This window comes from Aeromonas sp. OTU364 (genome assembly GCF_038440395.1).
Classification (GTDB): domain Bacteria; phylum Pseudomonadota; class Gammaproteobacteria; order Enterobacterales; family Aeromonadaceae; genus Aeromonas.
On the sequence record NZ_JASATR010000032.1, the window covers coordinates 1 to 25,645 of the forward strand.

28 protein-coding genes are annotated in these 25,645 nt (G+C 63.0%); 18 read left to right on the forward strand and 10 right to left on the reverse strand.

Annotated elements, in window-relative coordinates; all coding sequences use genetic code 11:
- Positions 1-69: 69 nt before the first annotated feature.
- Genes AAHB08_RS20695 through AAHB08_RS20710 form a run of 4 tightly spaced genes read left to right on the forward strand, consistent with a single transcriptional unit; the run spans position 70 to position 4,583 of the window.
- Positions 70-1,833: a polysaccharide deacetylase family protein gene (locus tag AAHB08_RS20695; RefSeq protein ID WP_342059951.1), complete on the forward strand. Its 1,764-nt coding sequence runs from the start codon at positions 70-72 to the stop codon at positions 1,831-1,833.
- On the forward strand, positions 1,833-3,179 hold the full coding sequence (locus AAHB08_RS20700; RefSeq protein ID WP_342059952.1) for an O-antigen ligase family protein: 1,347 nt from the start codon (positions 1,833-1,835) through the stop codon (positions 3,177-3,179). The genes AAHB08_RS20695 and AAHB08_RS20700 overlap by 1 nt, the downstream gene beginning before the upstream one ends.
- Positions 3,160-3,891: a glycosyltransferase family 25 protein gene (locus AAHB08_RS20705; protein ID WP_265436761.1), complete on the forward strand. Its 732-nt coding sequence runs from the start codon at positions 3,160-3,162 to the stop codon at positions 3,889-3,891. The genes AAHB08_RS20700 and AAHB08_RS20705 overlap by 20 nt, the downstream gene beginning before the upstream one ends.
- Positions 3,888-4,583, forward strand: coding sequence for a glycosyltransferase family 32 protein (locus tag AAHB08_RS20710; protein ID WP_342059953.1), 696 nt, complete (start codon positions 3,888-3,890; stop codon positions 4,581-4,583). Before AAHB08_RS20705 ends, AAHB08_RS20710 begins: the two co-directional genes overlap by 4 nt.
- Before the next feature lie 17 nt (positions 4,584-4,600).
- On the opposite strand, the gene AAHB08_RS20715 is transcribed toward AAHB08_RS20710, so the two are convergent.
- The 4 genes from AAHB08_RS20715 to AAHB08_RS20730 form a co-directional block, all read right to left on the reverse strand.
- The gene (locus AAHB08_RS20715; protein WP_342059954.1) at positions 4,601-5,650 is read right to left on the reverse strand and encodes a glycosyltransferase family 9 protein; all 1,050 of its coding nucleotides are present in this window, start codon (positions 5,648-5,650) and stop codon (positions 4,601-4,603) included.
- 203 nt (positions 5,651-5,853) lie between these two features.
- On the reverse strand, positions 5,854-7,110 hold the full coding sequence (locus AAHB08_RS20720) for a PTS ascorbate transporter subunit IIC (protein ID WP_016349012.1): 1,257 nt from the start codon (positions 7,108-7,110) through the stop codon (positions 5,854-5,856).
- 60 nt (positions 7,111-7,170) lie between these two features.
- Complete coding sequence (locus tag AAHB08_RS20725; protein ID WP_342059955.1) at positions 7,171-7,458, reverse strand: PTS sugar transporter subunit IIB; 288 nt, start codon at positions 7,456-7,458, stop codon at positions 7,171-7,173.
- 33 nt (positions 7,459-7,491) lie between these two features.
- Positions 7,492-7,935, reverse strand: a complete 444-nt coding sequence (locus AAHB08_RS20730) for a PTS sugar transporter subunit IIA (protein ID WP_342059956.1) — start codon at positions 7,933-7,935, stop codon at positions 7,492-7,494.
- A 251-nt stretch (positions 7,936-8,186) separates the two neighbouring features.
- Between AAHB08_RS20730 and AAHB08_RS20735 the strand changes: the two genes are divergently transcribed.
- The 4 genes from AAHB08_RS20735 (at position 8,187) to AAHB08_RS20750 (ending at position 10,938) form a co-directional block, all read left to right on the forward strand.
- Positions 8,187-9,209 (forward strand): LacI family DNA-binding transcriptional regulator, encoded by a 1,023-nt coding sequence (locus AAHB08_RS20735; protein WP_342059957.1) that lies wholly within the window; start codon positions 8,187-8,189, stop codon positions 9,207-9,209.
- A gap of 30 nt (positions 9,210-9,239) precedes the next feature.
- Entirely contained in the window at positions 9,240-10,220 is a 981-nt protein-coding gene (gene acuI / locus AAHB08_RS20740) for an acrylyl-CoA reductase (NADPH) (protein ID WP_342059958.1), read from the forward strand.
- 72 nt (positions 10,221-10,292) lie between these two features.
- Entirely contained in the window at positions 10,293-10,415 is a 123-nt protein-coding gene (locus AAHB08_RS20745; RefSeq protein ID WP_080675028.1) for a hypothetical protein, read from the forward strand.
- Between the two features lie 178 nt (positions 10,416-10,593).
- Positions 10,594-10,938: a DUF2799 domain-containing protein gene (locus tag AAHB08_RS20750; protein WP_139437792.1), complete on the forward strand. Its 345-nt coding sequence runs from the start codon at positions 10,594-10,596 to the stop codon at positions 10,936-10,938.
- A 44-nt stretch (positions 10,939-10,982) separates the two neighbouring features.
- Here AAHB08_RS20750 and AAHB08_RS20755 read toward each other — a convergent pair whose 3' ends face one another.
- Together AAHB08_RS20755 and AAHB08_RS20760 are read right to left on the reverse strand one after the other, a co-directional pair.
- Positions 10,983-11,213 carry a hypothetical protein gene (locus tag AAHB08_RS20755; protein ID WP_342059962.1) on the reverse strand — a complete coding sequence of 77 codons (231 nt, stop codon included), beginning with the start codon at positions 11,211-11,213 and terminating at the stop codon, positions 10,983-10,985.
- A gap of 15 nt (positions 11,214-11,228) precedes the next feature.
- Complete coding sequence (locus tag AAHB08_RS20760) at positions 11,229-11,663, reverse strand: flagellar basal body-associated protein FliL (RefSeq protein WP_139437790.1); 435 nt, start codon at positions 11,661-11,663, stop codon at positions 11,229-11,231.
- A gap of 145 nt (positions 11,664-11,808) precedes the next feature.
- Here AAHB08_RS20760 and AAHB08_RS20765 point away from each other — a divergent pair, with 145 nt between their 5' ends.
- Positions 11,809-12,360 carry a chorismate--pyruvate lyase family protein gene (locus AAHB08_RS20765; RefSeq protein ID WP_139437788.1) on the forward strand — a complete coding sequence of 184 codons (552 nt, stop codon included), beginning with the start codon at positions 11,809-11,811 and terminating at the stop codon, positions 12,358-12,360.
- A complete protein-coding gene (gene ubiA, locus AAHB08_RS20770; protein WP_247627783.1) occupies positions 12,357-13,220 on the forward strand; it encodes a 4-hydroxybenzoate octaprenyltransferase in 864 nt (287 codons plus the stop codon). The genes AAHB08_RS20765 and ubiA overlap by 4 nt, the downstream gene beginning before the upstream one ends.
- Before the next feature lie 71 nt (positions 13,221-13,291).
- On the opposite strand, the gene plsB is transcribed toward ubiA, so the two are convergent.
- Positions 13,292-15,715: a glycerol-3-phosphate 1-O-acyltransferase PlsB gene (plsB, locus tag AAHB08_RS20775; RefSeq protein ID WP_342059959.1), complete on the reverse strand. Its 2,424-nt coding sequence runs from the start codon at positions 15,713-15,715 to the stop codon at positions 13,292-13,294.
- A 204-nt stretch (positions 15,716-15,919) separates the two neighbouring features.
- On the opposite strand from plsB, the gene lexA reads away from it, so the two are divergent.
- From lexA to AAHB08_RS20795, 4 genes are all read left to right on the forward strand, one after another.
- Positions 15,920-16,546, forward strand: a complete 627-nt coding sequence (gene lexA / locus AAHB08_RS20780) for a transcriptional repressor LexA (RefSeq protein ID WP_025325267.1) — start codon at positions 15,920-15,922, stop codon at positions 16,544-16,546.
- A gap of 458 nt (positions 16,547-17,004) precedes the next feature.
- Positions 17,005-17,214: a hypothetical protein gene (locus AAHB08_RS20785; RefSeq protein ID WP_234567867.1), complete on the forward strand. Its 210-nt coding sequence runs from the start codon at positions 17,005-17,007 to the stop codon at positions 17,212-17,214.
- A 214-nt stretch (positions 17,215-17,428) separates the two neighbouring features.
- The gene (locus tag AAHB08_RS20790) at positions 17,429-18,055 is read left to right on the forward strand and encodes an SCO family protein (protein WP_139437782.1); all 627 of its coding nucleotides are present in this window, start codon (positions 17,429-17,431) and stop codon (positions 18,053-18,055) included.
- A 28-nt stretch (positions 18,056-18,083) separates the two neighbouring features.
- Complete coding sequence (locus tag AAHB08_RS20795) at positions 18,084-19,442, forward strand: MATE family efflux transporter (protein ID WP_342059961.1); 1,359 nt, start codon at positions 18,084-18,086, stop codon at positions 19,440-19,442.
- 49 nt (positions 19,443-19,491) lie between these two features.
- Here AAHB08_RS20795 and trmL read toward each other — a convergent pair whose 3' ends face one another.
- From trmL to AAHB08_RS20810, 3 genes are all read right to left on the reverse strand, one after another.
- Positions 19,492-19,956 carry a tRNA (uridine(34)/cytosine(34)/5-carboxymethylaminomethyluridine(34)-2'-O)-methyltransferase TrmL gene (trmL, locus tag AAHB08_RS20800; protein WP_139437779.1) on the reverse strand — a complete coding sequence of 155 codons (465 nt, stop codon included), beginning with the start codon at positions 19,954-19,956 and terminating at the stop codon, positions 19,492-19,494.
- Positions 19,957-20,037: 81 nt separating this feature from the next.
- Complete coding sequence (locus tag AAHB08_RS20805) at positions 20,038-21,393, reverse strand: ATP-binding protein (RefSeq protein ID WP_265436767.1); 1,356 nt, start codon at positions 21,391-21,393, stop codon at positions 20,038-20,040.
- On the reverse strand, positions 21,390-22,082 hold the full coding sequence (locus AAHB08_RS20810; RefSeq protein ID WP_139437775.1) for a response regulator: 693 nt from the start codon (positions 22,080-22,082) through the stop codon (positions 21,390-21,392). Before AAHB08_RS20810 ends, AAHB08_RS20805 begins: the two co-directional genes overlap by 4 nt.
- An 86-nt stretch (positions 22,083-22,168) precedes the next feature.
- Between AAHB08_RS20810 and fieF the strand changes: the two genes are divergently transcribed.
- The 4 genes from fieF (at position 22,169) to AAHB08_RS20830 (ending at position 25,615) form a co-directional block, all read left to right on the forward strand.
- Complete coding sequence (gene fieF / locus AAHB08_RS20815; protein WP_205642766.1) at positions 22,169-23,080, forward strand: cation efflux pump FieF; 912 nt, start codon at positions 22,169-22,171, stop codon at positions 23,078-23,080.
- Positions 23,081-23,088: 8 nt separating this feature from the next.
- Entirely contained in the window at positions 23,089-23,868 is a 780-nt protein-coding gene (gene cysE, locus AAHB08_RS20820) for a serine O-acetyltransferase (protein WP_025325275.1), read from the forward strand.
- A gap of 21 nt (positions 23,869-23,889) precedes the next feature.
- Positions 23,890-25,170: a hypothetical protein gene (locus AAHB08_RS20825; protein WP_342059960.1), complete on the forward strand. Its 1,281-nt coding sequence runs from the start codon at positions 23,890-23,892 to the stop codon at positions 25,168-25,170.
- Positions 25,171-25,405: 235 nt separating this feature from the next.
- Complete coding sequence (locus AAHB08_RS20830; protein WP_025325277.1) at positions 25,406-25,615, forward strand: cell division protein ZapB; 210 nt, start codon at positions 25,406-25,408, stop codon at positions 25,613-25,615.
- Positions 25,616-25,645: the final 30 nt, after the last annotated feature.

Genomic DNA, 25,645 nt, shown 5'->3' on the forward strand with positions numbered 1-25,645 from the left:
CCACCCCCAGCCCCCCGGCCCCCCCCCCCGGCGCCCCCCGGGGCCCCCCCGTCGATCGGATGCGCTTGCATGAACATATTGATGGCACTCTCCCAGCTCGAAGTCACGGGAGCTGAGGTCTATGCCACCACGGTCGGCAACGAGCTGACCCGGCGTGGTCACAACGTCTTTTACGTGTCAGATACCCTGACCAAGCCCACGCAAGGGCCCGTATTCAAGCTGAGGTTCAACAAACGCAGCATACTGCGCCGCTTCTGGCATGTGTTTTACCTCATCTATCTCATCAGGAAGCACCACATCCAGCTGGTCCATGCCCACTCCCGCGCCTCCGGCTGGAGCAGCTACGTAGCCTGCAAGCTGACCGGCACCCCCATGATCACCACAGTTCATGGCCGTCAGCCGGTGCATGCCTCCCGCAAGGCCTTCCATGCCCTCGGCTATCGGGCGGTTGCCGTTTGTGAAGATATCGCCCGCCAGATCATCGACAACCTGGGGGTGGATCCCGCCATGGTGCAAGTGCTGCGCAACGGTATCGAAACCGACAAATTCCAGCCTGTGCCTGCACCGGATAATCCCAAGCCGGTGATCGCCATCATAGGTCGACTGAGCGGCCCCAAGGGGGAGCTCTGCTATCGCCTGCTGGAGGAGGTGCTGGATCTGGACGCCTGCCAAGTCCGTGTCGTCAGCGGCACCCGAGTGCCGGAGCGCTTTGCCCGCTTCCAGGACAAGGTCGATTTCGTCGGCTATGTGGATGATGTGCCCGCCCTGCTGGCACAGTGCGATCTGGTGATCGGCGCCGGCCGGGTGGCGATGGAAGCCCTGCTGTGCGGCCGTCTGGCGTTTGCCATCGGCGAGGCCAAGGCCATCGGGCTGGTGACCGAACAGAATCTGGATGAGGCGCTGGCCAGCAACTTCGGCGACATAGGGCCCAGCGATCTGGCCATCGATTTTGCCGCGCTGAAGGGGCAGATAGTCCCGGCGCTGGCGAGCAAGAGCGTGCCGGACAGCCTGCGCCAGCGCATCCGGCAGGAGTATGACTTGCAGGAGGTGGTGAGCGGGCTCGAGTCCATCTATCAGGATGCCGTGGTCGAGACCCTGCGCCGGGAGATGCCAGTCATCATGTATCACCGCTTCATCGAGCAGGAGAGCGAGAAGGGGGTGCACGGCACCTGGCTGCCCATCGCCATGTTCGAGAAACACCTCAAGCTGATGAAGTGGCTGGGTTACGAGACCCTGACGTTCGCCGATCTGGCAGAGAAAGGGTTTATCCACCGGCTGCAATACGGCAAGAAGTACCTGATGATCACCGTCGACGACGGTTATCGGGACAATCTCACCCGCATGCTGCCTCTGCTGGAAAAATATGGTTACAAGGCGGTGGTGTACATAGTGACCGGCGAGGATCACAATCGCTGGGACGTGGAGCATCCGACCCACCCCGATACGCCTGTGGCCCTGATGAATGGCGATGAGATCAAGGCGCTGGTGGCCTCCGGTCACGTGGAGATCGGTGGCCACACCCTGACGCACCCGCGCCTGAGCACGCTCTCCCCAGAGGAACAGGCACAGGAGATCCGGGCCAACAAGGAGAGGCTGGAACGGCTGCTTGGCCAGCCGCTCCTGTCGTTTGCCTACCCTTACGGGGATCTGAACGAGAGCGCGAAAGCCGAGGCCTGTGCCGCCGGCTACCGCTATGCTGTGGCCACCAACAGCGGCCCCAGGGCCATGCATCGGGATCCGCTCCAGATCCGCCGGATCGCCATCTTCCCCCGCACCGACATGTTCGGGTTGTGGCGCAAGATCCGTGGCAACTATGTCTTCAGAAAATCTTGATGGGAAAATACACATTGCTCGGGATGAAAGATCAGACCCTGTCGACGAATCACGATTTTCTCGGCTTTTTTCACGGCAAGGCGTTCGGCAACTTCATCTTCCTGAATATTCTGGGTTACACCCTGTTCAAGGATTCGATACAGCTGATCGCCGATGTCTGCCAGACCATCATCGTCTTCTCGACCCTGCTGGCATTCTATGTGGACAGGGCTTTTTTCATAAAAAACAGAGTCTTTCAACTGCTCTGTCTGGCCGTGGTGGTGCAGTGTCTGAGCTGGGTGTCATCGCGATATTATGTCCATGACTATGCCCTCAAGTACCCTTCGGTGAAGTCGATGGCCTACCTCTTCTTCTTCATCGGCCTCGCCTACTGGCTGAAAGGGGAGCCGCGCCGCATCGTCATCACCTTGCTGACCTTCTGCGTCGGGGTGGTCTTCACCTTTGCCTACCACTCGGCCTTTTTCTCCATCTTCGAGACGGGGCTCGACGGTGCCAGGGTGGATTTCAATTACCGCAATGCCCAGCATGGCTCCCTGATCGCGGGGGCCTGTTTCCTGTTTTTTGTCCTGTTGCTGCTCACCTCAAAATTCAAGAAGCTGTCATTGGCCAATGCCGGGATCCTGCTCGGCATAGTGCTGTTCGGCGTCTTCTCCATTATTCTGCAATCCCGCCAGTCCTGGCTGGCCATCTCGGTCTCCCTGGCCATTCTTCCCTTGCTGGGGGGGGGGGACCATTGGCCAACACGCAAGGTGGTCATGACCTACGTCATCTTGCTGGTGACCATGCTGGCCCTCTATCAGGTCTCGTTCATCAGGGAGAGGCTGCTGTCAGGCTTTGTACATCAAGGGGATCTGCATGCCATCTTGACGGGCAACTGGGTAGAAGTGCGGGATTTCAGCATAGGGGTGAGATTGAAGACCTGGCTGGAGGCCATCCAGTGGTTCCTGGCACACCCGCTCTTCGGCACCGGCTATGGCAGTCAATCACTGGTCATTACCCTGTCCAAGACCCTGCCGGACTACATCACTCAGGAGTTCCGTCATCTGCACAACTCCAACATGGAGACCCTGGTGTGCTGGGGTATCGCCGGATTCCTGGTGCTCTATGGCACACTCTTCACCGTGGCCCGTCAGGTGTTGTCCTGTTCGAGTTCTTCACGTTTCATCAAGATGCTGACCATCTCTTTCATCATCTATTGGCTCATCATCAACAACTTCGAATCCTTTTTCTACATGCGCTCCGGGCAGTGGGTATTCAGCGTCTTCATGGGCGCCATCTACTCGGTTGCACTGCATGGAGAACTGAAGCAGTTTGCAAGGGAAGGTCATGAAAATTTACGTCATTAGTCTGGAGCGGGCCGTCGAGCGGCGCAGTCGCGTCGAGTCCGTCCTGGCGGCCAGAGGCATCGATTTCGAGTTTTTCAATGCGGTGAATGGCTTTGAAGGTCTCCCTGAGCGGCTGCAGGCCTTGCCGGATGACCAGCACAGGATCCGTTTCAGGAGCCGGCCACTGACCCCGGGGGAGAAGGGCTGTTATGCCAGCCACTTCCTGTTGTGGGAAAAGTGCGTCGAACTCAATGAGCCCATCCTCATTCTGGAAGATGACTTCCTGCCTACCCAGTATTTTGAAGAGGTACTGGGGACCCTGCCCAAGGTCCATGAGCAGTATGAGTATGTGAAGGTGGAACCCCAGGTCGGGTCGGCCACCGCACTGACCACCATAGACAACATGCAGCTGATGTTCTGGCACAACAACTCCTGCTGGACCACGGGTTACAGCATCTCGCCCCAGGGGGCTCGCCGCCTGCTGGCGCACAGCAAGCGATGGCTCTGCTCGGTCGACAACTTCATCGGTGAGTCCTATCGTACCGGCCTCATCTGCACCGGCCTTATCCCCTATGCCATCTACAGTCCGCGGGACATGGGCAGCGACATCCAGAATCAGGTCGAACTGAAGAAGGTGCCGCTGGGGTTCAAATTGACCCGTGAGCTGTACCGCTTCTACCGGTTTATCAGAATGACCCTGTGGAACATGAAGCAGTGCGGGGGCAAGTCATGAGCGCGACCAATAAAACCATTCACGCCATCTGGCTGGGCAACCGGCTGCCTCCTCTGGCCCATGTGTGCATCGACGACTGGCGAAAGCAGGGTTACGACTACAAGCTGTGGCTGGATACGGACCCGCAGATAAAGCGCTGGATCCAGGAGTGCACCTTTGCACGGGAGTGCTATCGACGGGGCTTGCTGGCCTTCGTGACCGATTACCTGCGCCTCAAGATCCTCGCCCAGGAAGGGGGTCTCTATCTGGATACCGATGTCACCATCAACCAGGATCCCTTCCCGCTCTTCGAGTCAGTGGCGTTTGGCGCAGGCTACGAGTCCGATCGGCTGGTTGGCACTGCTGTCATCTACGCCAGGAAAGAGTCGGTGATGTTGTCCGAGCTGGTGCGGTTCTATGAAGAGGAGATCATGTCCTCCCCCATGTACATGGGGCCTGAGATCATGACCAGACTGGTGGCAGACAAGCTGGCGCAGTCCGGCGATGCCGCCCTGATCGCCCCGGTTCATTACTTTTACAACTATCAGGGGGAAGCGATCCATTTTGAGCCCGCCACGGAGCGCTATATGACGCACTGGTTCCAGCACAGCTGGAAGCGCTCATCCGGTCTCATCTTCCTGCGGGCCAAGTCCAAGGGGTGGTCCGGATACCTCTATGAGTGGCAGAAGGAGTTCTTCCGTCTGAGGAAGTGACGACCTGGCGCTGTCGACTACCTGACTGGCATAAGGTCGGGGGTCGGCTCTTCCGGCTTGCCATGGGGCTGCGTCACTTCGTCCCAGAGCATGCTCAGCTGGTGTTGAACGGCCAGGACTTCCTGCTGCGGATCCTGATGGTTGGTATCGATGAATCGATAGCGGGGATGAGAGACGGGATTGGCAATGGCGGAGTGCCCCAGGGGAGAGACTATGGTCAGCAGCGGTATGTCCAGCGCCTGTGCGATATGCCGCGGACCAGTGTCGTTGCCGACGAACAGCTGGCAGTGGGCGATAAGCCCTGCCAATTCGCGCACCGAGCGGGTCTGTATGCGGTCAAACACGCTGGTCTGCAGCGTCCCTGGCAGCAAGGGCTTCAGGCTGCGGTTGTACTCTTCCTCCCCAGGGCCGCAGTAGATCAGGATCTGGGCGTGGTGCTGCTCGATGAGCCAGCGCGCGACCTCGGCGAAACAGTCGATGGGCCAGCGCTTGTAGTGCCCAAGGGAGTTGACCCCCATGGCGATCAGCGGCCTGCCCGTATCTATGCCGGCGGCCTGCAGTGTCTCCCGTCCCCGTTGCTTCTCCGCTTCACTCAGCCAGAGATAGTAGTTGCGATCCTCCTTGGCGAGCCCCAGGGGTTTTAGCAGCGAGAACCTGTCATCCACCAGAGTGCTGTTGCCCTGATGTTCGGTGTCGTGGCGAAAGCGCACTATGCGGTTGTGGCCGAGTCGCCAGGGGAAGGAGTCGAAGCCGATCCGCAGTGTTGCCCCCGAGATGAGGCAGGTGAGCAGGCCTATCATCTGGCCCTGGCTGTTGATCACCACGTCGTAGCGCTCGCGACGAATGCCCAGCAGCAACTCTTTCATGTAGCGCCACTCGTTGCGGCGCGCCTTCTCGATGACGATCAATCGATCTATGTTGGGATTCCCCTCCGCCATCCCCGCGCAGTAATCCATGACCAGATAGTGAACCTCCCCGGCGGGGTCGTGCTGCTTGAGGTTGTTGCACAGTGCGGTGGAGATCAGCACATCTCCTATCTGTTTGGTTTGTACTACCAGGTATTTCATGGAAGAGGCCTCGGGTGAGGTCGGGTGGAACGTCAGCGCATCAGCATATCGCACTCCCCCGTCAGATGCTGCCGCTGTGGGCTGAAAATCCGATCCAACGCACTGTGTTTGCACATATTTTCGGCGTCGATGGGGTGGGGGCTGCCGCTAACAGCAGGCGCGGTCCATAGACCGCGCCTGCTGACTGCCTGGATGAGGTGACTTCAGCGCACTATCAGGCCCAGCAGTATGCCCACCACGCCGAAGTCGGCATCGCTGAAGGTGGTGTTGGCAAAGCCGAGATCCCCCAGCACCGGCAGCAGGAACACCGGCAGGAAGGTGATCAGCAGGCCGTTGGCGAAGGCTCCCAGCAGGGCGCCGCGACGGCCGCCAGTGGCGTTGCCGAACACACCGGCCGCCGCGCCGACGAAGAAGTGCGGCACCACCCCCGGAATGATGACGGTGAGCCCCAGCAGATAGAGCAGCACCATGCCCACCAGGCCGGCGGCGAAGCTCGACAGGAAGCCGATCAGCACCGCATTGGGGGCGTAGGGGAAGACGATGGGGCAGTCGAGCGCCGGTTTGGCGTTTGGCACCAGCTTGTCGGAGATCCCCTTGAAGGCCGGCACTATCTCGGCGATGACCATGCGCACCCCCTGCAGGATGACGTAGACCCCGGCGGCGAAGGTGATGGACTGCATCAGGGAGAACATGAACCAGTGCTTGCCCTTGGCGACGCTGGCGACGAACTCGGGCCCGGCGAAGGCGGAGGTGATGAGGAAGATGATGCCCATGGTGAAGGAGATGGCCACCGGGGTGTCACGCAGGAACAGCAGGCTCTTGGGCACCTGCACCTCTTCGCTGCTGTGGGCCTTGTTGCCAAATTTGGCACCGATCCAGCCGGCCAGCACGTAGGAGCAGGTGGAGAAGTGGCCGAGTGCCACGTCGTCCGAGCCGGTGATCTGCTTCATGTAGGGGTGGGCGAGAGCCGGGAACAGCACCATGGTCACGCCGACCACCAGGCTGCCCACCGCGATGAGCGGAATGCCGCTCATGCCGCCGGCGGAGAGGATGGCCGCCACCATCATCGACATGAAGAGGGTGTGGTGACCGGTCAGGAAGATGAATTTCCAGGGGGTGAGGCGGGCGATCAGGATGTTCACCAGCATGGCGAAGAACATGATCATCGCCATCTCCTTGCCGAACGACTGCTGGGCGATGGAGACGATGGCCTCGTTGTTGGGGACCACCCCCTTGATGCCGAAGGCGTGCTGGAAGATGGCGGCGAAGTCGCCCAGCGAGTTCACCACCAGGGTGGCACCGGCCCCCAGGATGACGAAGCCCATGATGGTCTTGACCGTGCCCTTGATGCACTCGGTCACGGGTTTCTTCTGGGCAATCAGGCCGATAAGGGCGATCAGGCCGACCAGCACGGCCGGCTCCGACAGCACGTCAAACATCAGAAAATTGAAAAATTCCATGGTCAGCTCCAATCAGAGGAAAGGGGCGGCCCGCAGGCCGCCCAGAGAGTTGCAAAAGGATTAGAGTGCGCCCAGCTCGCGCAGGGCGGTGGCGAGCCTTTCTTTCATGGCGGCCTTGTCGACCATGTTGTCCAGGGAGACCAACCGGCCGTTGACCCCCATGGATTGCAACTGCTCGGCGATGTCCCGAGTGGCGATAAAGATGTCGGCGGTCTCGCTGCCGGCGGAGGCGAGATCCCGGTGATCCACCTCGGCGGTGACGCTCAGATCCTTGAGGATGCTCTTGATGCTCATCTCCATCATCAGGCTGGTGCCCAGGCCGTGTCCGCATACAACCAGAATGTTCATTGTCATTTTCCTCAGTCGGGCGCAGGGCGCCGCTCAGTAACGCGCCAGTATGCGCAGGATGTCGTCTTTGGTGTCGGCCGCCATGATGGCCGCCACGTCCTCTTCGTTCATGAACAGCTCGGCCAGCCGGGCTATGGTCTCCACGTGGGAGTTGCCGTCGCTGGCGGCCAGGGTGATGAGCAACCGGACCGGGTCGTTGCCCTCGGAGCCGAAGTTGACCCCCTCCTTCAGCACTGTCAGCGCCAGCCCCAGCCGGTTGACGCCGTCTTCCGGGCGGGCGTGGGGCATGGCCAGGCCCGGGCCCAGCACGTAGTAGGGGCCGAGCTCCTCGTGGGAGCGAAACAGCGCCGCCACATAGGAGGGCGCTATGATGCCGTTGGCCAGCAAGGGAGCGGTGGCGAGCTCGATGGCATGGCGCCAGTCGCGGGCCCCCGCTTCGATGGAAATGACCTCCTCGGTCAGCAATTGAGTCAGCATGGCAGTGTCCGGCTGGATGAGATGGCGCCAATCTAGCGATCTCGCCGGTGGATAACCGTGAGCTGGATCTCGAAAGTTAGCGCTACCAGATAGCGCTAACATCGATCTGTGATAGCGCTATCATTTATGCCATGAGCGGGATTCATCTTGCCCCGTCACTCGGCCAAAGGAGGTAAAATCCGGCTTGAGCAAATAGTCAGTGCTGCACTTTTGCCTTAAAGTGAGTACCCGCATGCCGAGGAAGGGAAAGGATGTCAGAAGCGAAGAAACGCCGTAGCACGGGTCGGGTGACCCTCAACGAAGTGGCCCAGCTGGCCGGGGTGGGGGCCATGACGGTGTCGCGCGCCCTGCGTACCCCGGAGCTGGTATCCGACAAGATGCGCGAGCGCATCGAGGCGGCGGTGGATGAACTCGGCTATATCCCCAACCGGGCGGCGGGGGCGCTGGCTTCCGCCACCTCCCAGACCATAGTGGTCATAGTCCCCAGCCTGGCGGAGCGCGCCTGCGGCGACATGATAGCCGGTCTGCAGCAGACCCTGCTCGCCGAGGGCTACCAGATCATGCTGGGGGACGCCCAGCACCTGAAGCGGCAGGAAGAGAGCCTGCTCAGCAACTTCCTGCAGCACAACCCGGCCGCCGTGGTGCTGTTTGGCGGCGATCCCGGCGAAACCATACGCACCCGGTTGAAGGCCGCCCGCCTGCCGGTGGTGGAGGTGGGCGCCATGGCGCGCCAACCCATCGACATGAACGTGGGGGTCTCCAACTTCGACGCCGGCTATCAGCTGACCCGTCACCTCATCGAGCGCGGCTACCGCAACATCGGCTTTCTCTGTGCCCGCCAGGAGCAGTGGATGCTGCAACAGCGCATGCAGGGCTGGCAGAAGGCGCTGCTGGACAACTACCTCTCCCCCGACTCCATCATCAACACCTCGGAGCTGCCGAGTTTCAGCACGGGGGCGGCCATGCTGGGGGAGTTTCTGCTGCGCTGGCCCGAGCTGGATGCGCTGGTGTGCGTCAACGACGAGCTGGCGGCGGGCGTGCTGTTCGAGAGCCAGCGCCGTCACCTGAACGTGCCGGGCAAGCTCGCCATCGCCGGTTTCGACGATCTGGACGTGGCACGGGCCTGCTATCCGGCGCTCACCTCGGTCAGGATCCCCTATCACCAGATGGGCCAGGAGGCGGCCGATCTCATCCTGCGTCAGCTGGCAGGCGAGACGGTGGCCGGCCTGGCCCTGACCCTGGATTTTCAACTGCAAAGGCGTCAAAGCACCTGATGGGTGACGCCACAACATCGAGAGGCAAGCATGTTCAAGGCTCTGTTACTGGACAACCAAGATGGCAAGACCAAGGCAACTCTGACCCAACTGGCCGAGAGCCAGCTGCCGACGGGGGAGGTGCGGGTGGCGGTGAGCTACAGCTCCCTCAACTACAAGGACGGGCTGGCCATCACCGGCAAGGGCAAGATAGTGCGCCAGTGGCCGCTGGTGCCGGGCATCGACTTCGTCGGCACTGTGCTGGAGTCGGCCGACAGCCGCTACCAGAGCGGCGATAAGGTGGTACTGACCGGTTGGGGCGTGGGGGAAGGACACTGGGGCGGCATGGCCGAACAGGCGCGGGTCAAGGCCGACTGGCTGGTGCCGCTGCCGGCCGGGCTGGATGAGCGCCAAGCCATGTGCATCGGCACCGCCGGCCTCACCGCCATGCTCTGCGTGCTGGCTCTGGAAGAGGCGGGCATAACCCCCGACAGTGGTGAGGTGCTGGTGACAGGTGCCGCCGGTGGAGTGGGCACCACAGCCGTCGCCCTGCTGTCTGCGCTGGGCTATCGCGTCGCGGCCCTGACCGGCCGTCCCGAGGAGCAGGGCGCCATGCTGATGGCATTGGGTGCCAGCCGCATAGTGCCGCGCAGCGAACTGCTGGAGCCAGCCAAGCCGCTGGAGAAACAACTGTGGGCCGGTGCCGTCGACACCGTCGGCAGTCAGGTGCTGGCCAAGCTGCTGGCCCAGATGAACTATGGTGGCGCCGTGGCCGCCTGCGGTCTGGCGGGCGGCTTCGATCTGCCCACCAGCGTCATGCCCTTCATCCTGCGCAACGTGCGCTTGCAGGGGGTGGATTCGGTGATGTGCCCGCTGGCGCGCCGTCAACTGGCCTGGCAGCGACTGGCGCGGGATCTGCCCGCCAGCCTCTTCGCCCAGGCGGTCACCGAGATCGGGCTGGAGCAGGTGGTGGAGGCCGCCGAGGCCATCACCCAGGGTCGGGTAGCGGGGCGCACCCTGATCAGGCTCTGACCGGCACCACTGGCGAGCCCCATTTTTCTGGATAGACTTTGAAGGCCGGTGCACTATCCAAGGAGAATGAGCATGGGTACGCAGACGCCGGATTTCGAGCTCGACGATGAGTGGGAGCCGGAATCCTGGGAAGACGAGCTGGAGGAGCTGGACGACGAGGGCTGGCAGGACTATGACCCCCTCGACGATCAATGACTCCCTGTAACGCGTGCGGGCGGGCCTGGTGGCCCGCCCGATTTTTTGTGCGTTAGGCAGCATGCCCCTTGGTGGCCGGGCGAGGCTCTGGTTAGAATGGACTGCTCAAATGGCGCTGTGGGAAGAGGGATGCCCGTCAGGCCAGAGACGCCATGAACCACTCAAACAACGCCCAAGGATGATTATGCGCTCACTCGTCATCATGCTCTGTGCCACCCTGCTCGGGGGCTGTGTCTCCAACTCGGACGATCCCTGCGAAAAGGTGTGGAGCGACGTCGGGGAAGCCGATGGCAAGCTGGGGTTTGCCGATGACAGGGTGGCATTCCACCAGACCCAGTGCGGCGACAAGGTGGACGTTGCCATGTGGCAGCAGGGCCGCCAGAAGGGATTGGCCTGGTATTGCCGCCCGGAGCACCTCTATCTGGCCGGGCGATCGGGGGAGGAGTACCGCGGTGTCTGCCCCAATGACGTCCAGGCCCGCAGACTGTTTGCGCAGGGCCGTCAGGGCTGGACCGATCAATAGGGCCCCCCCTTCTTCAGACGCTTGCGCGGCGGGCTGCGGGGGACTTACTCCCCTTTATCCTTCAGCCGTAGCGGCTGGCACAGGTACTCTTTGTCATTGGCGCTGCGGGCGCATTTGCCGCACACGAACTTGGGTTTGCGCAATATCTTGCGCAGTGTCTTGAGATCGGCGGGGATCTCGTGACGGCGCCATTCACACAGCGTCTTGTGGCCCATGACGATGACTTCCTCGACAGTGAATGGGAGCGGCAGGGAGAGCAGACTGCCGGTCGGCACCCTGCTCGCGGTTCATTACTGATAAAGATACTTGGTAAAGATGAGCTCGCGTACCGCCTTCTTGCCGGTCTCTCTGACCAGCAGTTCGTTGACCTTGGCCTCGCACTCCTTGCGCAGCTCTTCCCGGCTCACCAGGGACTTGATCTGGGCACCCGTCTTGCTGCCAATCAGGCGGATGATGGCGTCGCGGATCAGGGGGTCGTGCTGCTCCAGCAACTTGAGATCGGCGGCGTTTTCGGCCATCAGCTCCACCGTCACCCGCACATAGCCCAGGGTTTTGCCATCGCCGAGGTAGTTGGTGATGATGTCCGGATCCAGCGCGTGATAGGCGAATCCCGGCTGGACGGCGGCGGAGGCCGGATCGGCGGCCGCTTCCTCGTTGGCGAAGGCGTGGGTATTCAACAGGGTACAACCCAGGGATAACACCAGCAGAATTCTGAAGATCTTCATCTAGATGGCTCGGCAGCGACGGATGCCCCATTTTTGATGCTGCCATCGGGGCCGTCAAGCACGGATGTTCTTACAATTCGCCATTGATTTACGGATAATAAACGGGATTTTAACCTGACAACGGAAATCTCCGGATGGTGAAGCTGTGAAGTCCGAGTTGACTGTTCCCCTCATCCAGCTCGTCCCCTGGCGGGCACCCGCAGAGTGTGACCCCCCCGAGGCACTGCGCCCCTGGTTGCTGGAGGCCGACTCCATGACCCGGCGCCTGCGGCGTTACAATAGTCACCTCTCGGTGCAACTGCTCGGCAATCGCAGCGTGTCGCTGGGGGCGGACGAGCAGACGCTGGTGGCCGTTGCGGATCCCGTGGGGATCTGCCGCGAGGTGATCCTGCACGGTGATGCCGGGCCGGCCATTCTGGGCTGGACCCTGTTTGCCGAGGCGGCGCTGCAAGGGAGCGGCCTGCAGGATCTGGGGGAGCAGCCATTGGGGGAGCGTATCTTCGGTGATGCACCGGCACGGCGGGATCACCTGCAACTGGCCTGCTTCGAGATCGCGAGCAATCCCTGGTGCCAGGCCGCCACCGTCTGGGGGCGCCGCTCCCGTCTCTATCTGGGGCAGTGGCCCTTGCTGGTCCACGAACTCTTCCTGCCCTCGCTATCGTCTCATTCGCTGCCATCGCATAAGGAGCTGGAGTGAAGCTGTTAACCAAGGAGCGGGGACTGGCCTATGTGCAGTTGGCCCGCATCGACAAGCCCATCGGCACCCTCTTGCTGCTGTGGCCGACCCTGTGGGCGCTCTGTCTCGCGGCGGGCGGCCTGCCGGATCCCTGGATCCTGACCGTGTTCGTGGTGGGGGTCTTCCTGATGCGCTCGGCGGGCTGCGTCATCAATGACTATGCGGATCGCAACTTCGACGGCCACGTGAAACGCACCGCCGGGCGACCGCTGCCCATGGGCCGGGTCGACGAACGGGAGGTGCTGATCCTGTTCGCCGTGCTGGCGCTCATCTCGTTCGCCCTGGTGCTGACCCTGAACCCGCTCACCATAGGCCTGTCGTTCGCCGGTCTGCTGCTGGCGGTCTGCTACCCCTTCATGAAGCGCTTCATTCCCATCCCGCAGCTGGTGCTCGGGATGGCGTTCTCCTGGTCCATTCCCATGGCCTATGCGGCCCAGGCCAATGCCCTGCCGCCCGTCGCCTGGCTGCTGTTTCTCGCCAACCTGCTGTGGACCATCGCCTACGACACCCAGTACGCCATGGTGGACAGGGACGATGACCTCAAGCTCGGGCTCAAGTCGAGCGCCATCCTGTTCGGCCGTCACGACAAGCGGATCATCGGCGTGTTGCAGCTGGCAACCCTGCTCATCCTGCTGCTGGTGGGTCAGCTGATGGCGCTGGGGTCCGGCTATTACTGGGGTCTGCTGGGGGCGGCGGCGCTGTTCGTCTATCAGCAGCGGTTGATCCGGGAGCGCCAGCGGGAGGCCTGCTTCCAGGCCTTCCTCAACAACAACTATGTGGGGGCCCTGGTGCTGTTCGGGGTGATCGCCCACTACCTGTGAGCAGCCCCTGTCGATAAAAAAGGCCGCATGATGCGGCCTTTTTGTTGCTCTGTGGCTGGCTCTTCTTGAGGTCAGAGCCGGTTGCCCGCCTGTATGGTGCGGCGGATCTTGTTGCTCAGCAGCGGCACTATGTTGTCGGCCAGGGCCTGGAAGCGGCCGAGATCCGGCTTGCAGCCCGGATCCAGATAGCCTTCGCTGCGCAGGGTGTGGATCAGGGTGCTGAACAGCTTCTGGTCGAAGAACTCGGGGGCGTTGATGCCGTGCAGGGTGCCGAGTCGCTCCGCCATCATCAGGCCGTCCGCCTCCAGCTGCTCCGCCTCTATGTGGGGCTGGGCCAGCACCCGGGTCAGCACTATGGCGTAGCGTTGCAGCGTCTCCTGAATGCTCTCGGCCAGCAGCAGCAGGCGCATCTGGTTGCCCGGATTGACCCAGTAGCCGCCGTCGCGCGCCTCGATCAGCTGCTGGCGTTGCAGCTCGGCCAGCAGGGCATCGACCAGCTCCGGCAGCTCGTCCTCTTCGTAGCGCAGGAACAGCTCTGTCTTGAGCAGCGGGTAGATGTCGATGCAGCGGGCGACGATCTCGCCGCGGGAGATCCCTTCGCAGCGCTCGATCAGGGCCGCCACCAGGGAGGGGAGGGCGAACAGGTGGAGTATGTTGTTGCGGTAGTAGGTCAGCAGGATCGCCTGATAGCGATCGAGGCTGATGATCTGCCCCAGCTTGTCCTCGCTCACCTCGAACTTGTTGAGCTCCATGGCCTGATCCAGCAGTGTTCTGGCATCCTCGTCCGGCATGGTGCTCTGGGGGCTGTAGGGCACCTGCTTGAGCAGGTCCAGATAGGTGTTGATCTGGGCCTGCAGCTCGTCCCGGGTCAGGGCATGGCGCTCGGCGGCCAGCAGCGCCAGGGCACTCAGGGTCAGGCCGTTGACGGCGGCGGCATCGTTGATCCGGGTCATCAGCAGCTCGGCCAGCTGGTTGACGGTGGGAGCCATCCATTCCGGGCGCTCCTCCCGGCCAATGCTCTCCTTCCAGTGCGGCACGTGCTCGCCGAGGTAGCTGTTGAGGGTCAGCGGCTCGCCGAAGTTGACGAAGCCCCGGCCATAGTTGCGCAGCTTGCGCAGTATGCCGAGCACCTGCAGGAAGCTCTCCTTCTCCTTGCGGCTCCCCTTGAGCTCGTTGTGGTAGGTGTTCACCTCCATCACGTGCTCGTAGCCCAGATAGACGGGCACCAGGGTGACCGGCCTGTCCAGCCCGCGCATCATGGCCTGCAGTGTCATCGCCAGCATGCCGGTCTTGGGGGGCAGCAGGCGGCCGGTGCGCGAGCGGCCACCCTCGGTGAAGAACTCCACCGAGTAGCCCTTGGCGAACAGCAGGTTCAGGTATTCACGAAATACCGTGCTGTAGAGCGGGTTGCCCTTGAAGGTGCGGCGGATGAAGAAGGCGCCGCCGTGGCGGAAGATGGGGCCCGCCGGCCAGAAGTTGAGGTTGATGCCCGCCGCGATATGGGGCGGCACCATGCCCTGGTGATAGATGACGTAGGAGAGCAGCAGGTAGTCCATGTGGCTGCGATGGCAGGGGACGTAGACTATCTCGTGCCCTTCCTGGGCGAGCTGGCGCACCTGCTCTGCTCCGTTGACCGAGAGGCCGCGGTAGAGCTTGTTCCAGAGCCAGCCGAGGAAGCTCTCCCCGAGCCGGATCAGCCGGTAGGAGAAGTTGGAGGCGATCTCGTCCATGTAGCCGTGGGCGCGTTTCTGGGCTTTTTCGAGGCTGATCCCCTCCCGTCTGGCCTCTTCCTCGATGGCCTGCTGGATCACGCTCGAATCCAGCAACTGCTTGAACAGCAGGTTGCGGTTCGGCAGCTTGGGACCGGTGGCCGCCAGCTGCTGGCGACTGAAGTGGGTGCGGGCCACCCGCGCCAGCTTGTGGGCGATGGCCTCGTCGGTGCCGTGCTTGTCCGCCATGTAGCGCAATGAGAGCGGCGGTGAGAAGCGCACCAGGTTTTCGCGCCCTTTCAGGATCACGATCAGCGCCTTCTTGAGCCGGTTCGGGGCCAGGCTGCTGATGATGTTCCAGCCGGAGGCCTCCTCGCCTTCCCGGCCGGGGGCGCGCCCCCAGAACAGGGTGACGGGCACCACCTGGATATCCAGCTCGGGATCCTGCTTGTGCAGGTCCAGCAGATGGTGGAACTCCTGCAGGAAGGGCAGCGGCTTGTTGCGCGTGCCAAACAGGGGAGGCGGACGGTCCAGACAGACGTAGCGCGGCAGCAGCTGGCCACCCAGCTCCAGCGGCGTGAAGGGGCCGGGCAGGCCGAGATCCTCGCAGCACTGTTGCAGGGTCATCAGGTCGGTGATCGAGCTGGTTTTCAGGGCGTAGACTATGGGTCTGGCCGGATCCAGCTTGAGCTCCGTGATGGGATTTTCCGGCAGGCTCTTGTGATTGACCAAGCCACTGACCGGCCATTGCAGGATGGCTCTGGAAATGTTCTGTCCAAGGGACATGTGCGTCTGCTCTCCAAAAAAATGCGGCGTGAGCATAGCAAATCACCGACGGCTTGTCGCCGAGAGGTAGGATGAGTGCCTTTTCAGGATAGAAGGTGCGGGAATTTTGCGACAAGGTGGGGACAAATATCAGCAACGCCTTGCCTTGGCCACAGCACTGTATATACTGCCAGTGTGCTGTATAAAAAGACAGGTGCCTATGCTATGAAACCCCTTACCCCCCGCCAGGCTGAAGTGCTGGAGCTTATCAAGGCGAACATGAGCGAGACCGGCATGCCGCCGACTCGCGCCGAGATCGCCCAGAAGCTTGGCTTCAAGTCGGCCAATGCGGCCGAGGAACATCTGAAGGCCCTGGCCAAGAAAGGGGTCATCGAGATCATGCCCGGCACCTCCCGCGGCATCCGCCTGCTGCTCGAGGAAGAGGAGGCAGCGCCAGAAGAGAACGGCCTGCCGCTCATCGGCAAGGTCGCGGCCGGCGAGCCCATCCTGGCCCAGGAGCACATCGAGAGCCACTATCAGGTGGATCCCGCCCTGTTCCACCCGCGGGCAGACTTCCTGTTGCGGGTGCAGGGCATGAGCATGAAGAACATCGGCATCATGGATGGGGATCTGCTGGCGGTGCACAAGACCCAGGAGGTGCGCAACGGCCAGGTGGTGGTGGCGCGTCTCGATGAAGACGTCACCGTCAAGCGCTTCCAGCGCAAGGGCAGCCAGGTGTGGCTGCTGCCGGAGAACGAGGATCTCTCCCCCATCGAGGTGGATCTCTCCAGCCAGCACCTGACCATCGAAGGGCTGGCGGTCGGGGTCATTCGCAACGCCGACTGGATGTAGCCATCGAACATGCCAAGGGGCCTCCTGCGGGAGGCCCCTTCGTTTGTGCGTTTTCCCCGATCTCCTTTCCTCCCCGATCCCCGCCATTGCCGCCACCCAGATCCACCGCAAACAGTACCGCCACGCATCGTGCATTTCGGATATATCCTTTGAGAAGGCCCGCAGTGTCATGGCCGGATAACCGCCATGACCTTGAGTGTGCCGCCAGGTCAGCATGGGTAGCAGGGATGCATCACGGCTGGGGCGGTGCGGGACAGGAGAGTCGTCAGGCAGCAGGACGACTCAATACAGTCAGTACGCGACGGTGCCTGGTCTGCCTCCCGATGGCAGTCACACTGGTCGGCGTGGCCTGTTGAGCAAGGAGGACAGGTATGGCTTCAAGCTCGCCGTGGGATCCGGGTCCGGCCGCAACCGCAACCCCCGCATCCTCCATCACCCGATTCATCAAGGGCAGTCGGATGACGTGGTTTTATGCGCTCTGGGTCTATCACAAGGGCGATGGCTGGACCATCTGGCTGGGGTGCCCCAAGGACAAGATTGTCCGCCTGGTTCGTCTGTTCCGCCGCCACCACGACATAGGTTTGCCAGATGCTCCCTGGACGGCCCCGGTCATTCCGCTGCGCGCCACTATACGGCGCCCCCAGGGGCAGCGAAGACTGCGACCCTGAGCCAGTCCCCCGAACAGTGTGTGAGCCCCACCCTGTGTGGGGCTTTTCTTTATCCCCGCCAAGGCCGGGAGATGGCGGTTGTCTCCTCCCTATGGGGCCCTTTCCTGACCGGGATCCGGACTCGGGACTAGGCAGAAACGGGGCCTGGCGGGTTACAATAGCCCTTCATTGGCCCCGCCATCTGGCTGGTTGAACTAGCAAGGTTCTGTTTTATATGGTTAAACCACGTTTTTCCCTGCTGTTGTTGCTCTTCGTCGGCAGCATAATGGCGGCTTATTACTGGAGCCAACCCTCCCTGCCTGCGCAGGCGGATTATTATCCGGTAGGGCGCGACATCAATCCCTTCACCCTCACGGATGGGGATGGGAAGCCCTTCACCGCCGCCAATCTGGCGGGGCACTGGACCTTCCTGTTCATCGGCTACACCTATTGTCCCGACGTCTGCCCGACCGCCCTGGCGGATCTGCGCTCCATCTACCCGGATCTGAAGAAGATCTCGCCCAGCAGCCAGGTGGTCTTCGTCTCGGCGGATCCCCAGCGGGACGACAGCGCCCGTCTCAAGAGCTACACCGCCTTCTTCCATCCGGAGTTCAAGGCGGCGACCGGCCCCCACCGCGCCCTCTTCCCCCTGGTGCGCAACCTTGGCCTCGTCTATTCCATCGTGGAGAGCGAACGCAAGGATTACCTCATAGACCACTCGGCCTCGATCGTGCTGATCAGCCCCGAGGGCAAGCTGGTGGCCATGTTCCGTCCCAAGGTGGCCCCGGGTGAGGTGCCTCATGTGGACATGCAGACCATGGTCTCCGACTTCGCACGCATAGTGCGGCTGGCCGACGAGTGAGCCGCCGGCGCCGATCGTGCCTAGCTTGATGCCGTCCTGGCTGAGGGATCCTCGCCGCCACAGGGCCGTGTTTGCCCTGGCCCTGCCCATGGTGTTCTCCAACGTCACCACCCCCTTGCTCGGCCTGGTGGACACCTGGGTGATCGGTCATCTCGGTCAGGCCTGGTTCCTCGGGGGCGTCTCGGTCGGGGCAACCCTCATCAACCTCCTGTTCTGGCTGCTCGGTTTCCTGCGCATGTCCACCACTGGCCTGACCGCCCAGGCCCAGGGCGCCGCCAGCGCCGAGGGGCAGCTGGACACCCTGGCGCGGGCGCTCGGCCTCGCCGTCGGGCTGGGGCTGGCCCTGCTGTTGCTGGTGCTGCCTTTCTTGCCGGCCATCATAGGGCTCAGCGGGGGATCCCCCGAGGTGCAGGTCTATGCCGGAGACTATGTCTCGGTGCGGATCTGGAGCGCCCCGGCGGCCCTGTGCAACCTGGTCATCATGGGCTGGCTGCTGGGCATGCAGGATGCGCGCAGCCCCATGCTGCTGCTGATCCTGAGCAACCTGGTCAACATGGTGCTGGATGCCTGGTTCGTGCTGGGGCTGGGCTGGCAGGTCAGGGGGGTGGCTGCCGCCTCTCTGCTGGCGGACTACTGCTCGCTCGGGGTGGGGCTCTGGCTGGTGAGCCGCCGCCTGCGCCATCTCCCGTCCGAGGTGTGGCAGAACGCCTGGTCGCGCTGGTGGCGATGGCCCGCGGTGCGGCGGCTGCTCGGCCTGAATCGGGACATCTTCATCCGCTCCCTCTGCCTGCAGCTCTGTTTCGCCTTCATGACCCTGCAGGGGGCCAGGCTGGGGGATGTGGCGGTGGCCGCCAATGCGGTGCTGCTCAACTTCCTGATGCTGATCTCCTACGGGCTGGACGGTTTTGCCTACGCGGTGGAAGCCATGGTGGGGCGTGCCATAGGACGGCGGGACAGGCAGGGGCTGCGGGAGGCCATAGTCCTCAACCTGGGTTGGGCCTTGCTGATCGCGATCGCCTTCGCCCTGGGGTTTGCCCTGGGGGGGCGCCAGCTCATCGCCCATATCACCGACATCCCTGCGGTGATCGCCGAGGCGAACCGCCAACTGCCCTGGCTCATCGCCATGCCCTTGCTGGCGGTCTGGTGCTTCCTGCTGGATGGGGTCTTCATCGGGGCAACCCGGGCTCGCGAGATGCGCAACAGCATGCTGGTGGCGGTGTTTGCCGGCTTCTTCCCGATCTGGTGGCTGTGCCAGGGGTGGGGCGTGGCGGCCTTGTGGGCCACCATGGCGGCGCTGATGACAGGGCGGGGCCTGACTCTGGGCTGGCTATGCTGGCAACTGGAGCGTGACGGCCGCCTGCTGGGTCAAGGCCGGGAACCCGCCTGACGGGGTCTCATGGTCGGCACCGCCTCTGAGGGCGCCGCGCCGACGGAGGCTAGAGAGATCCCTCATAGCCGAACTGGCGCCAGCTCTCGTAGACGAAGACAGCGACCGCGTTGGCCAGATTCATGCTGCGGCTCTGGGGCAGCATGGGAATGCGCAGCCGCTGCTCGAACGGCAGGCTCTCGATGATCTCCGCCGGCAATCCGCGGCTCTCAGGCCCGAACAGCAGGGCATCCCCCGGGGCGAACTGCGCCGCCGAATGAGCGGTGCGCCCCTTGGTGGTGCAGGCGAATACCCGCTTGGGGGCCACGGCCGCGAGAAAGGCCTCATAGCTCGGCCAGCGCTTCACCTCGGCAAACTCGTGATAGTCGAGCCCGGCCCGCTTCACCCGCTTGTCATCCCAGGCAAAACCCAGGGGCTCTATCAGGTGCAGCCGGTAGCCGGTGTTGGCACAGAGGCGGATGATGTTGCCGGTGTTGGGCGGGATTTCCGGTTGATAGAGCACTATGTCGAGCATGACGGGATCCTGATGCGGGGCTGGGGTGGTGCGAAACGGGCGCCAGCATACCCAGCGCCCGTGCCGATGAAAAGGGGTGGCTCACGCCATGGGCAGGCGTATGGTGATGACGAGCCCGGTCGGATGATTGTTGCTGGCCTTGATGGTGCCGCCATGGCGCTGGATCGCCTCGGCGGCGATGGCGAGACCGAGACCTGTGCCCCCTGTCTTGGCGTTGCGGGCATCGTCCACCCGGAAGAAGGGCAGAAACAGCATGGGCTGCTGCTCCACCGGCACGCCTGGGCCGTCATCCCTGATGGTCATCACCCACTCCCGTCCCTCCTGATACCAATCCACCTTGATGAACTCGCGGGCATATTTGAGCGCATTGCGCAGCGGGTTCTCCAGGGCCCTCGCCAGCAGCTCGGGCCACATCCGCAGCGATTCGGTCGGCAGCGGCGGCAGCCTGAGCTGCTTGCCGTTCTGGTTGGCCTCGAACATGGCGTCGTCCAGTATGGGCTCCAGCAGATCCGCCAGCGGCAGGGTCACCGGGGCCTCCACGTGCTGCTGGACCCGGGACAGGTCCAGCAGATCCCCGATCAGCTTGTCGAGCCTGGCGATTTCGCTCTCGATCCGCGCCAGCTCCGAGCTGTCCCCCTGCTTGCGGCGGATCAAGGCCTGCGCCAGCTGAATGCGGGTGAGGGGGCTGCGCAGCTCGTGGGAGATGTCGGAGAGCAGCTGCTTCTGCTTCTGGATCATGCGCTTGAGGGTATCCACCATGTGGCTGACATGATCCGCCAGCTGACCTATCTCGTCCCGCCGCCCCAGGTTGGGGATCCGCGTCTCCAGCTTGCCCTGCGCCAGCTGGGAGACCGACTGCTGCAACTGCAGTATGGGGCGGGTCAGCCGCCAGGCCAGCAGCAGGCAGAGGGGGGTGCTGACCAGCATGGCGATGCCCAGGATCTGGATGGGGTGATCCAGGATCTGGATGAACAGGAACAGATAGGAGTTCTCGACGTTGAGCCCGAAGTAGACGTGATAGCTCTGGCCGTGGTGCTGCATCAGGAAGGGGCCGGCGATGGCCCGCTGGTGTTCGCTGCCCAGCATGGGCCTGGCCGGGTCGTCGGCATCCAGCATGAAGCGGATGACGAACTTGCTCAGCCGGGTGGTGGATTGCATCTGGCCCTTGGCGTCGCGCAGGTAGACGTTGTCCACCGGCAACAGCCCGGCCGTCGTGATGGCCTGCTGCAGATCGAAATCCTGGTGCGGATCGGCACCGGCCTGCAGCGCCCGCAGGTTGTTGTTCATCCTGGCCATCTCGTGCTCGGGCAGGGGTATGGTGTTGCGGGGATCCAGGGTGGGCAGTGTCACCACGGCGGCCAGCACGAGCAGCAGCATGAACCAGAACCAGAGAAATATCTGGGTGGAGAGGCCATTGAAGGTGCGGGCCGTTTTCATGCCTGCTCCAGCCAGAGGTAGCCTCGGCCACGCACCGTCTTGAAGCGGGGCTGGCCATCGCTGCGCTCAGGCAGCTTCTTGCGCAGGTTGCTCAGGTGCATGTCGATGGCCCGATCGAAGGGTTCGAGCTTCTTGCCAAGCACCTGCTCTGACAACAGGTTCTTGCTGACGATCTGGCCCGGGCTGCGCAGCAGGCACTCCAGCAGGCCGAACTCGGTGGCGGTGAGCTCCAGCAGCTGATCGTCGCAGCGGGCCTGCTGCAGGCCGGGTTGCAGCACCAGATCCATGAAGCGCAGCTCGTCGGATGCGCCGCGCTGGGGGGAGGGATGCTGGGTGCGGCGCAAGATGGCGCGCACCCGCGCCAGCAACTCTCTGTCGTCGAAGGGCTTGGCCAGATAGTCATCGGCCCCCGCTTCGAGCCCGTTGACCCTGTCCTGGCTGTCGCCCCGGGCGGTCAGCATCAGCACTGGAGTGTCGTGGGTCTTGCGCAGCCTGGTCAGCATGGCGAACCCGTTGAGTCTGGGCATCATGACGTCCAGCAGCACCAGATCGAATGCCTGCTCTGCCAGCCGCAGCAGCCCCTCCTCCCCATCCTCGGCGACGGTGACGTCAAACCCTTCCAGGGTCAGGATTTCGGTGAGCAGCTGGGTCAGTTCGAGATCGTCGTCGACCAGGAGTATTTTGTTCATTCGGGGTCACTCCGTTGATGTTGCGCGCCAAACTGACGTTCGGGTCAGGGTATAATAAGTTTTTACGCGTCAGAGGAAAGCCGGTTTTGAGCCACCAACACTATTCCCGCTGGGTCACCCTCGCCAGCACGGCGGCGGTCGTCACCGCCACCCTGCTGATCCTGGGCAAGCTGATCGCCTGGTTGATGACGGACTCTTCCAGCCTGCTGGCATCCCTCACCGACTCCTTCATGGATGTGAGCGCCTCCATCATCAACCTGCTGGCCATTCGCTACGCGCTGGCGCCGGCCGATGAGGAGCACCGCTTCGGCCACGGCAAGGCGGAGTCCCTGGCGGGTCTGATCCAGTCGGCCTTCATCTCGGGCTCTGCCCTGCTGCTGATGATGCACGGCATCTCGTCGATGCTGAACCAGGTTCCCGTGGTGCGGCTCGAGGCCGGGATCTGGGTCAGTGCCGGCTCCATCCTGCTGACCCTGCTGCTGGTCAGCTTCCAGAGCCTGGTCATTCGCAAGACCAACAGCGTGGCCATCAAGGCCGACATGCTGCATTACCGATCTGACTTGCTGCTCAATGCCGGTGTCCTGGTGGCGCTGGTGCTGGCGGGGCAGGGGTGGTACTGGGCCGATGGCCTGTTCGCCATCCTGATCGGTCTGTTCCTGGTGTGGGGTGCCGTCCAGATCGGCTACGAATCGGTACAGGCCCTGCTCGATCGTCAGTTGCCAGAGGAAGAACAAGCGAGAATAATGGCGCTCTGCTGTGCCGTAGAGGGGGTGCACGGCGTACATGATCTGCGCACCCGTCAATCCGGGCCGACCCGCTTCGTGCAGTTGCATCTGGAGCTTGACGATCAGCTCCCCCTGGTCAAGGCCCATCAGATAGCCGACGAGGCTGAACTGGCGGTCCGCCAGTCCTTTGAGCGGATGGATGTGATCATCCACATGGACCCCATCTCGGTGCTGACAAAAGAACAACAAGGCACTCACCCTGAACAACAGTAGGCTGCAACATGGATGATCTGGTTGCCCAGACGTGGCAAAAAATTCAGCAGGAAGCGCAGAGCATGGCGGCCCAGGAGCCCATGCTGGCCAGCTTCTTTCACTCCACCATTCTCAACCACAGCGATCTGCGCTCGGCGCTGAGCTTCCAGCTCGCCAACAAGCTCGACAGCACCACCATGCCGGCCATCGCCTTGCGCGAGGTGATCGAACTGGCCCTGCGCAGCGAACCCGAGTTGCTGGCCGCGGTGGCCGCCGACATCTGCGCGGTACAGGACAGGGATCCCGCCGTCGACCTCTTCTCGACGCCGCTGCTCTACCTCAAGGGGTTCCATGCCCTCCAGGGCTACCGGGTTGCCAACTGGCTGTGGCGCCAGGGGCGCCGCTCGCTGGCGCTCTACCTGCAAAACCAGATCTCCGTGGTGTTCGGGGTCGACGTGCACCCGGCCGCGCGGATCGGCAAGGGCATCATGTTTGACCACGCCACCGGCATAGTGGTCGGTGAGACCGCGGTGATCGAGAACGACGTCTCCATCCTGCAGAGCGTGACCCTGGGGGGCACCGGCAAGGAGAGTGGCGACCGTCATCCCAAGATCCGGGAAGGGGTGATGATAGGGGCGGGCGCCAAGGTGCTCGGCAACATCGAAGTGGGGGTCGGCGCCAAGATAGGGGCCGGCAGCGTGGTGATCAATCCGGTGCCACCCCACACCACGGTCGCCGGCGTGCCCGCCAAGATAGTGGGCCGACCCGAGTGCGACAAACCCTCCCTGGACATGGATCAGTGTCTCTGATCCCCTGACCGAGGCCGCCGTATGGTCAAGCGCTGGTCAGGCTATCTGATCCTGGGGATGTGGCTGCTCAACCTGCTGCACCTCTATCTGGGATTCTCCCCCTGGCCGGCCGCCGTCGCGGCCTGGGCCGCCTCCCTGCTCACCTGGCCCTGGCTGGTGGGTGCCGCCCGTCGTCAGGCGCTGGCGCTCTACGGGGCGGCGTTGCTGCTGCTGATCTTCTCCTGGTGGCGCGGCGCCAGCCTCAGCCCCGGAGACTGGCTGCTGCCCAACATCAACATGCTCACCATGTTTGCCGCCGTCAGCACCCTCAACCTCGCCACCTCGGGTCTGCTGACAGGCACCGCCTCCTGGTCCGGGCGCAAGGGGCTGTGGAGCACCATGGCCAGCCTCAATCTGCTCGGTGCCGTCATCAACCTCTCGGTGCTCTTCATCATCGGCGATCGGCTGGAGCGCAACGGTACCCTTGAGCGGCGCCAGGTCATGGTGCTGAGCCGGATCTTCTGCGCCGCGGCCTTCTGGTCCCCCTTCTTCGTCGCCATGGCGGTGGCGCTCACTTACGCCCCCGGCCTGCAGCTCTCCCAGATTTTGCCGTTTGGCATCCTTGCCGCCCTGCTGGCCATGGGACTGACGGCCTGGCAGGTGGAGCGGCTCGGGGTGGCGGACTTTGCAGGTTATCCCCTGAGGCTGCAGACCCTGGGGTTGCCGGTGACCCTGGCGCTGCTGGTGCTGCTGATCCACCGGATCTGGCCCGGGCTCAGCATCCTGGCGGTGATCGCCCTGGTGGCCCCCTTGCTGGCGTTGCTCTTCATGCCAAGCCAGGGGCGCGGGGCGGCCCTCAAGCGGCAGGTGGTGGAGCGTTTCCCCGCCATCGGCGGCCAACTGGTGCTGTTTCTCGGGGCTGGCCTGCTGGCTGCCGGCATCAACAGCGCCCTCTCTGTCATCGACTTCGGTGCGGGTCACGGCCTGCCGCTGTTCAACCACTTCGGCTGGCTTGAGGCATCCCTCACCTTGCTGCTCATCTTCCTGGTCGCCATCATAGGTGTGCACCCCCTCATCAGTATCTCGGGGGTGGCTCCCTTGTTGTGGCCGTTGTCACCGGATCCCAGTCTGCTCGGCATGTGCTTCCTGCTGGGGTGGGGGCTCGCCACCGGTACCAGCCCGCTCTCCGGCTCCAACCTGGCGCTGGCCTCCCGCTACAACCTGAGCGCCGGGCTGCTGCTGCGCTGGAACCTGCTCTACGGGCTGCTGATGTACGGGGTGGCCTGTCTGTTGATGGGGGGCTTCATCGCCCTGCACGGCTGATGCCGGCGGCGGGAGAGGAGCCGGTTCGCAGGGGGCCGTGACGCCGCGGCGAGCGTCCCGGATCGCGGTTCCTGCCGCCTGCGAGAAAAACCGACGCATATTTAAGCAATACCGGCACGGAGGGCGCATTTTGCAACGCGCTGGCTTGTTTGTGCCGAGCGCATCAGGGTATGCTGGCTTCACGCGCTTGAATCGCCCCCTGTGGGGCATCGCAATTGAACATACAGGTATGCATATGTCACTAGAAGTCCTTGAGCAACTCGAATCCAAAGTACAATCCGCCGTCGACAACATCTCCCTGCTGAAAATGGAGCTGGACGAGCTGAAAGAGCAGAACAACAAGCTGCAAGACGAGAACCATCAGCTGCGCAACGAGCACGTTGCCTGGCAGGAACGTCTGCGCGCCCTGCTGGGCAAGATGGACCAGATGGGCGATGCCATCTGATCCCGTCTTGACTGACTGGAATGAAAGCGG

What these genes read in the sequence shown, in the direction of transcription:
- AAHB08_RS20695 (WP_342059951.1), top strand. Translation starts at nt 70, where the DNA reads ATGAACATATTGATGGCACTCTCCCAGCTCGAAGTCACGGGAGCTGAG.
- AAHB08_RS20700 (WP_342059952.1), top strand. Translation starts at nt 1,833, where the DNA reads ATGGGAAAATACACATTGCTCGGGATGAAAGATCAGACCCTGTCGACG.
- AAHB08_RS20705 (WP_265436761.1), top strand. Translation starts at nt 3,160, where the DNA reads ATGAAAATTTACGTCATTAGTCTGGAGCGGGCCGTCGAGCGGCGCAGT.
- AAHB08_RS20710 (WP_342059953.1), top strand. Translation starts at nt 3,888, where the DNA reads ATGAGCGCGACCAATAAAACCATTCACGCCATCTGGCTGGGCAACCGG.
- AAHB08_RS20715 (WP_342059954.1), bottom strand. Translation starts at nt 5,650, where the DNA reads ATGAAATACCTGGTAGTACAAACCAAACAGATAGGAGATGTGCTGATC.
- AAHB08_RS20720 (WP_016349012.1), bottom strand. Translation starts at nt 7,110, where the DNA reads ATGGAATTTTTCAATTTTCTGATGTTTGACGTGCTGTCGGAGCCGGCC.
- AAHB08_RS20725 (WP_342059955.1), bottom strand. Translation starts at nt 7,458, where the DNA reads ATGAACATTCTGGTTGTATGCGGACACGGCCTGGGCACCAGCCTGATG.
- AAHB08_RS20730 (WP_342059956.1), bottom strand. Translation starts at nt 7,935, where the DNA reads ATGCTGACTCAATTGCTGACCGAGGAGGTCATTTCCATCGAAGCGGGG.
- AAHB08_RS20735 (WP_342059957.1), top strand. Translation starts at nt 8,187, where the DNA reads ATGTCAGAAGCGAAGAAACGCCGTAGCACGGGTCGGGTGACCCTCAAC.
- acuI (WP_342059958.1), top strand. Translation starts at nt 9,240, where the DNA reads ATGTTCAAGGCTCTGTTACTGGACAACCAAGATGGCAAGACCAAGGCA.
- AAHB08_RS20745 (WP_080675028.1), top strand. Translation starts at nt 10,293, where the DNA reads ATGGGTACGCAGACGCCGGATTTCGAGCTCGACGATGAGTGGGAGCCG.
- AAHB08_RS20750 (WP_139437792.1), top strand. Translation starts at nt 10,594, where the DNA reads ATGATTATGCGCTCACTCGTCATCATGCTCTGTGCCACCCTGCTCGGG.
- AAHB08_RS20760 (WP_139437790.1), bottom strand. Translation starts at nt 11,663, where the DNA reads ATGAAGATCTTCAGAATTCTGCTGGTGTTATCCCTGGGTTGTACCCTG.
- plsB (WP_342059959.1), bottom strand. Translation starts at nt 15,715, where the DNA reads ATGTCCCTTGGACAGAACATTTCCAGAGCCATCCTGCAATGGCCGGTC.
- lexA (WP_025325267.1), top strand. Translation starts at nt 15,920, where the DNA reads ATGAAACCCCTTACCCCCCGCCAGGCTGAAGTGCTGGAGCTTATCAAG.
- AAHB08_RS20785 (WP_234567867.1), top strand. Translation starts at nt 17,005, where the DNA reads ATGACGTGGTTTTATGCGCTCTGGGTCTATCACAAGGGCGATGGCTGG.
- AAHB08_RS20790 (WP_139437782.1), top strand. Translation starts at nt 17,429, where the DNA reads ATGGTTAAACCACGTTTTTCCCTGCTGTTGTTGCTCTTCGTCGGCAGC.
- AAHB08_RS20795 (WP_342059961.1), top strand. Translation starts at nt 18,084, where the DNA reads ATGCCGTCCTGGCTGAGGGATCCTCGCCGCCACAGGGCCGTGTTTGCC.
- trmL (WP_139437779.1), bottom strand. Translation starts at nt 19,956, where the DNA reads ATGCTCGACATAGTGCTCTATCAACCGGAAATCCCGCCCAACACCGGC.
- AAHB08_RS20805 (WP_265436767.1), bottom strand. Translation starts at nt 21,393, where the DNA reads ATGAAAACGGCCCGCACCTTCAATGGCCTCTCCACCCAGATATTTCTC.
- AAHB08_RS20810 (WP_139437775.1), bottom strand. Translation starts at nt 22,082, where the DNA reads ATGAACAAAATACTCCTGGTCGACGACGATCTCGAACTGACCCAGCTG.
- cysE (WP_025325275.1), top strand. Translation starts at nt 23,089, where the DNA reads ATGGATGATCTGGTTGCCCAGACGTGGCAAAAAATTCAGCAGGAAGCG.
- AAHB08_RS20825 (WP_342059960.1), top strand. Translation starts at nt 23,890, where the DNA reads ATGGTCAAGCGCTGGTCAGGCTATCTGATCCTGGGGATGTGGCTGCTC.
- AAHB08_RS20830 (WP_025325277.1), top strand. Translation starts at nt 25,406, where the DNA reads ATGTCACTAGAAGTCCTTGAGCAACTCGAATCCAAAGTACAATCCGCC.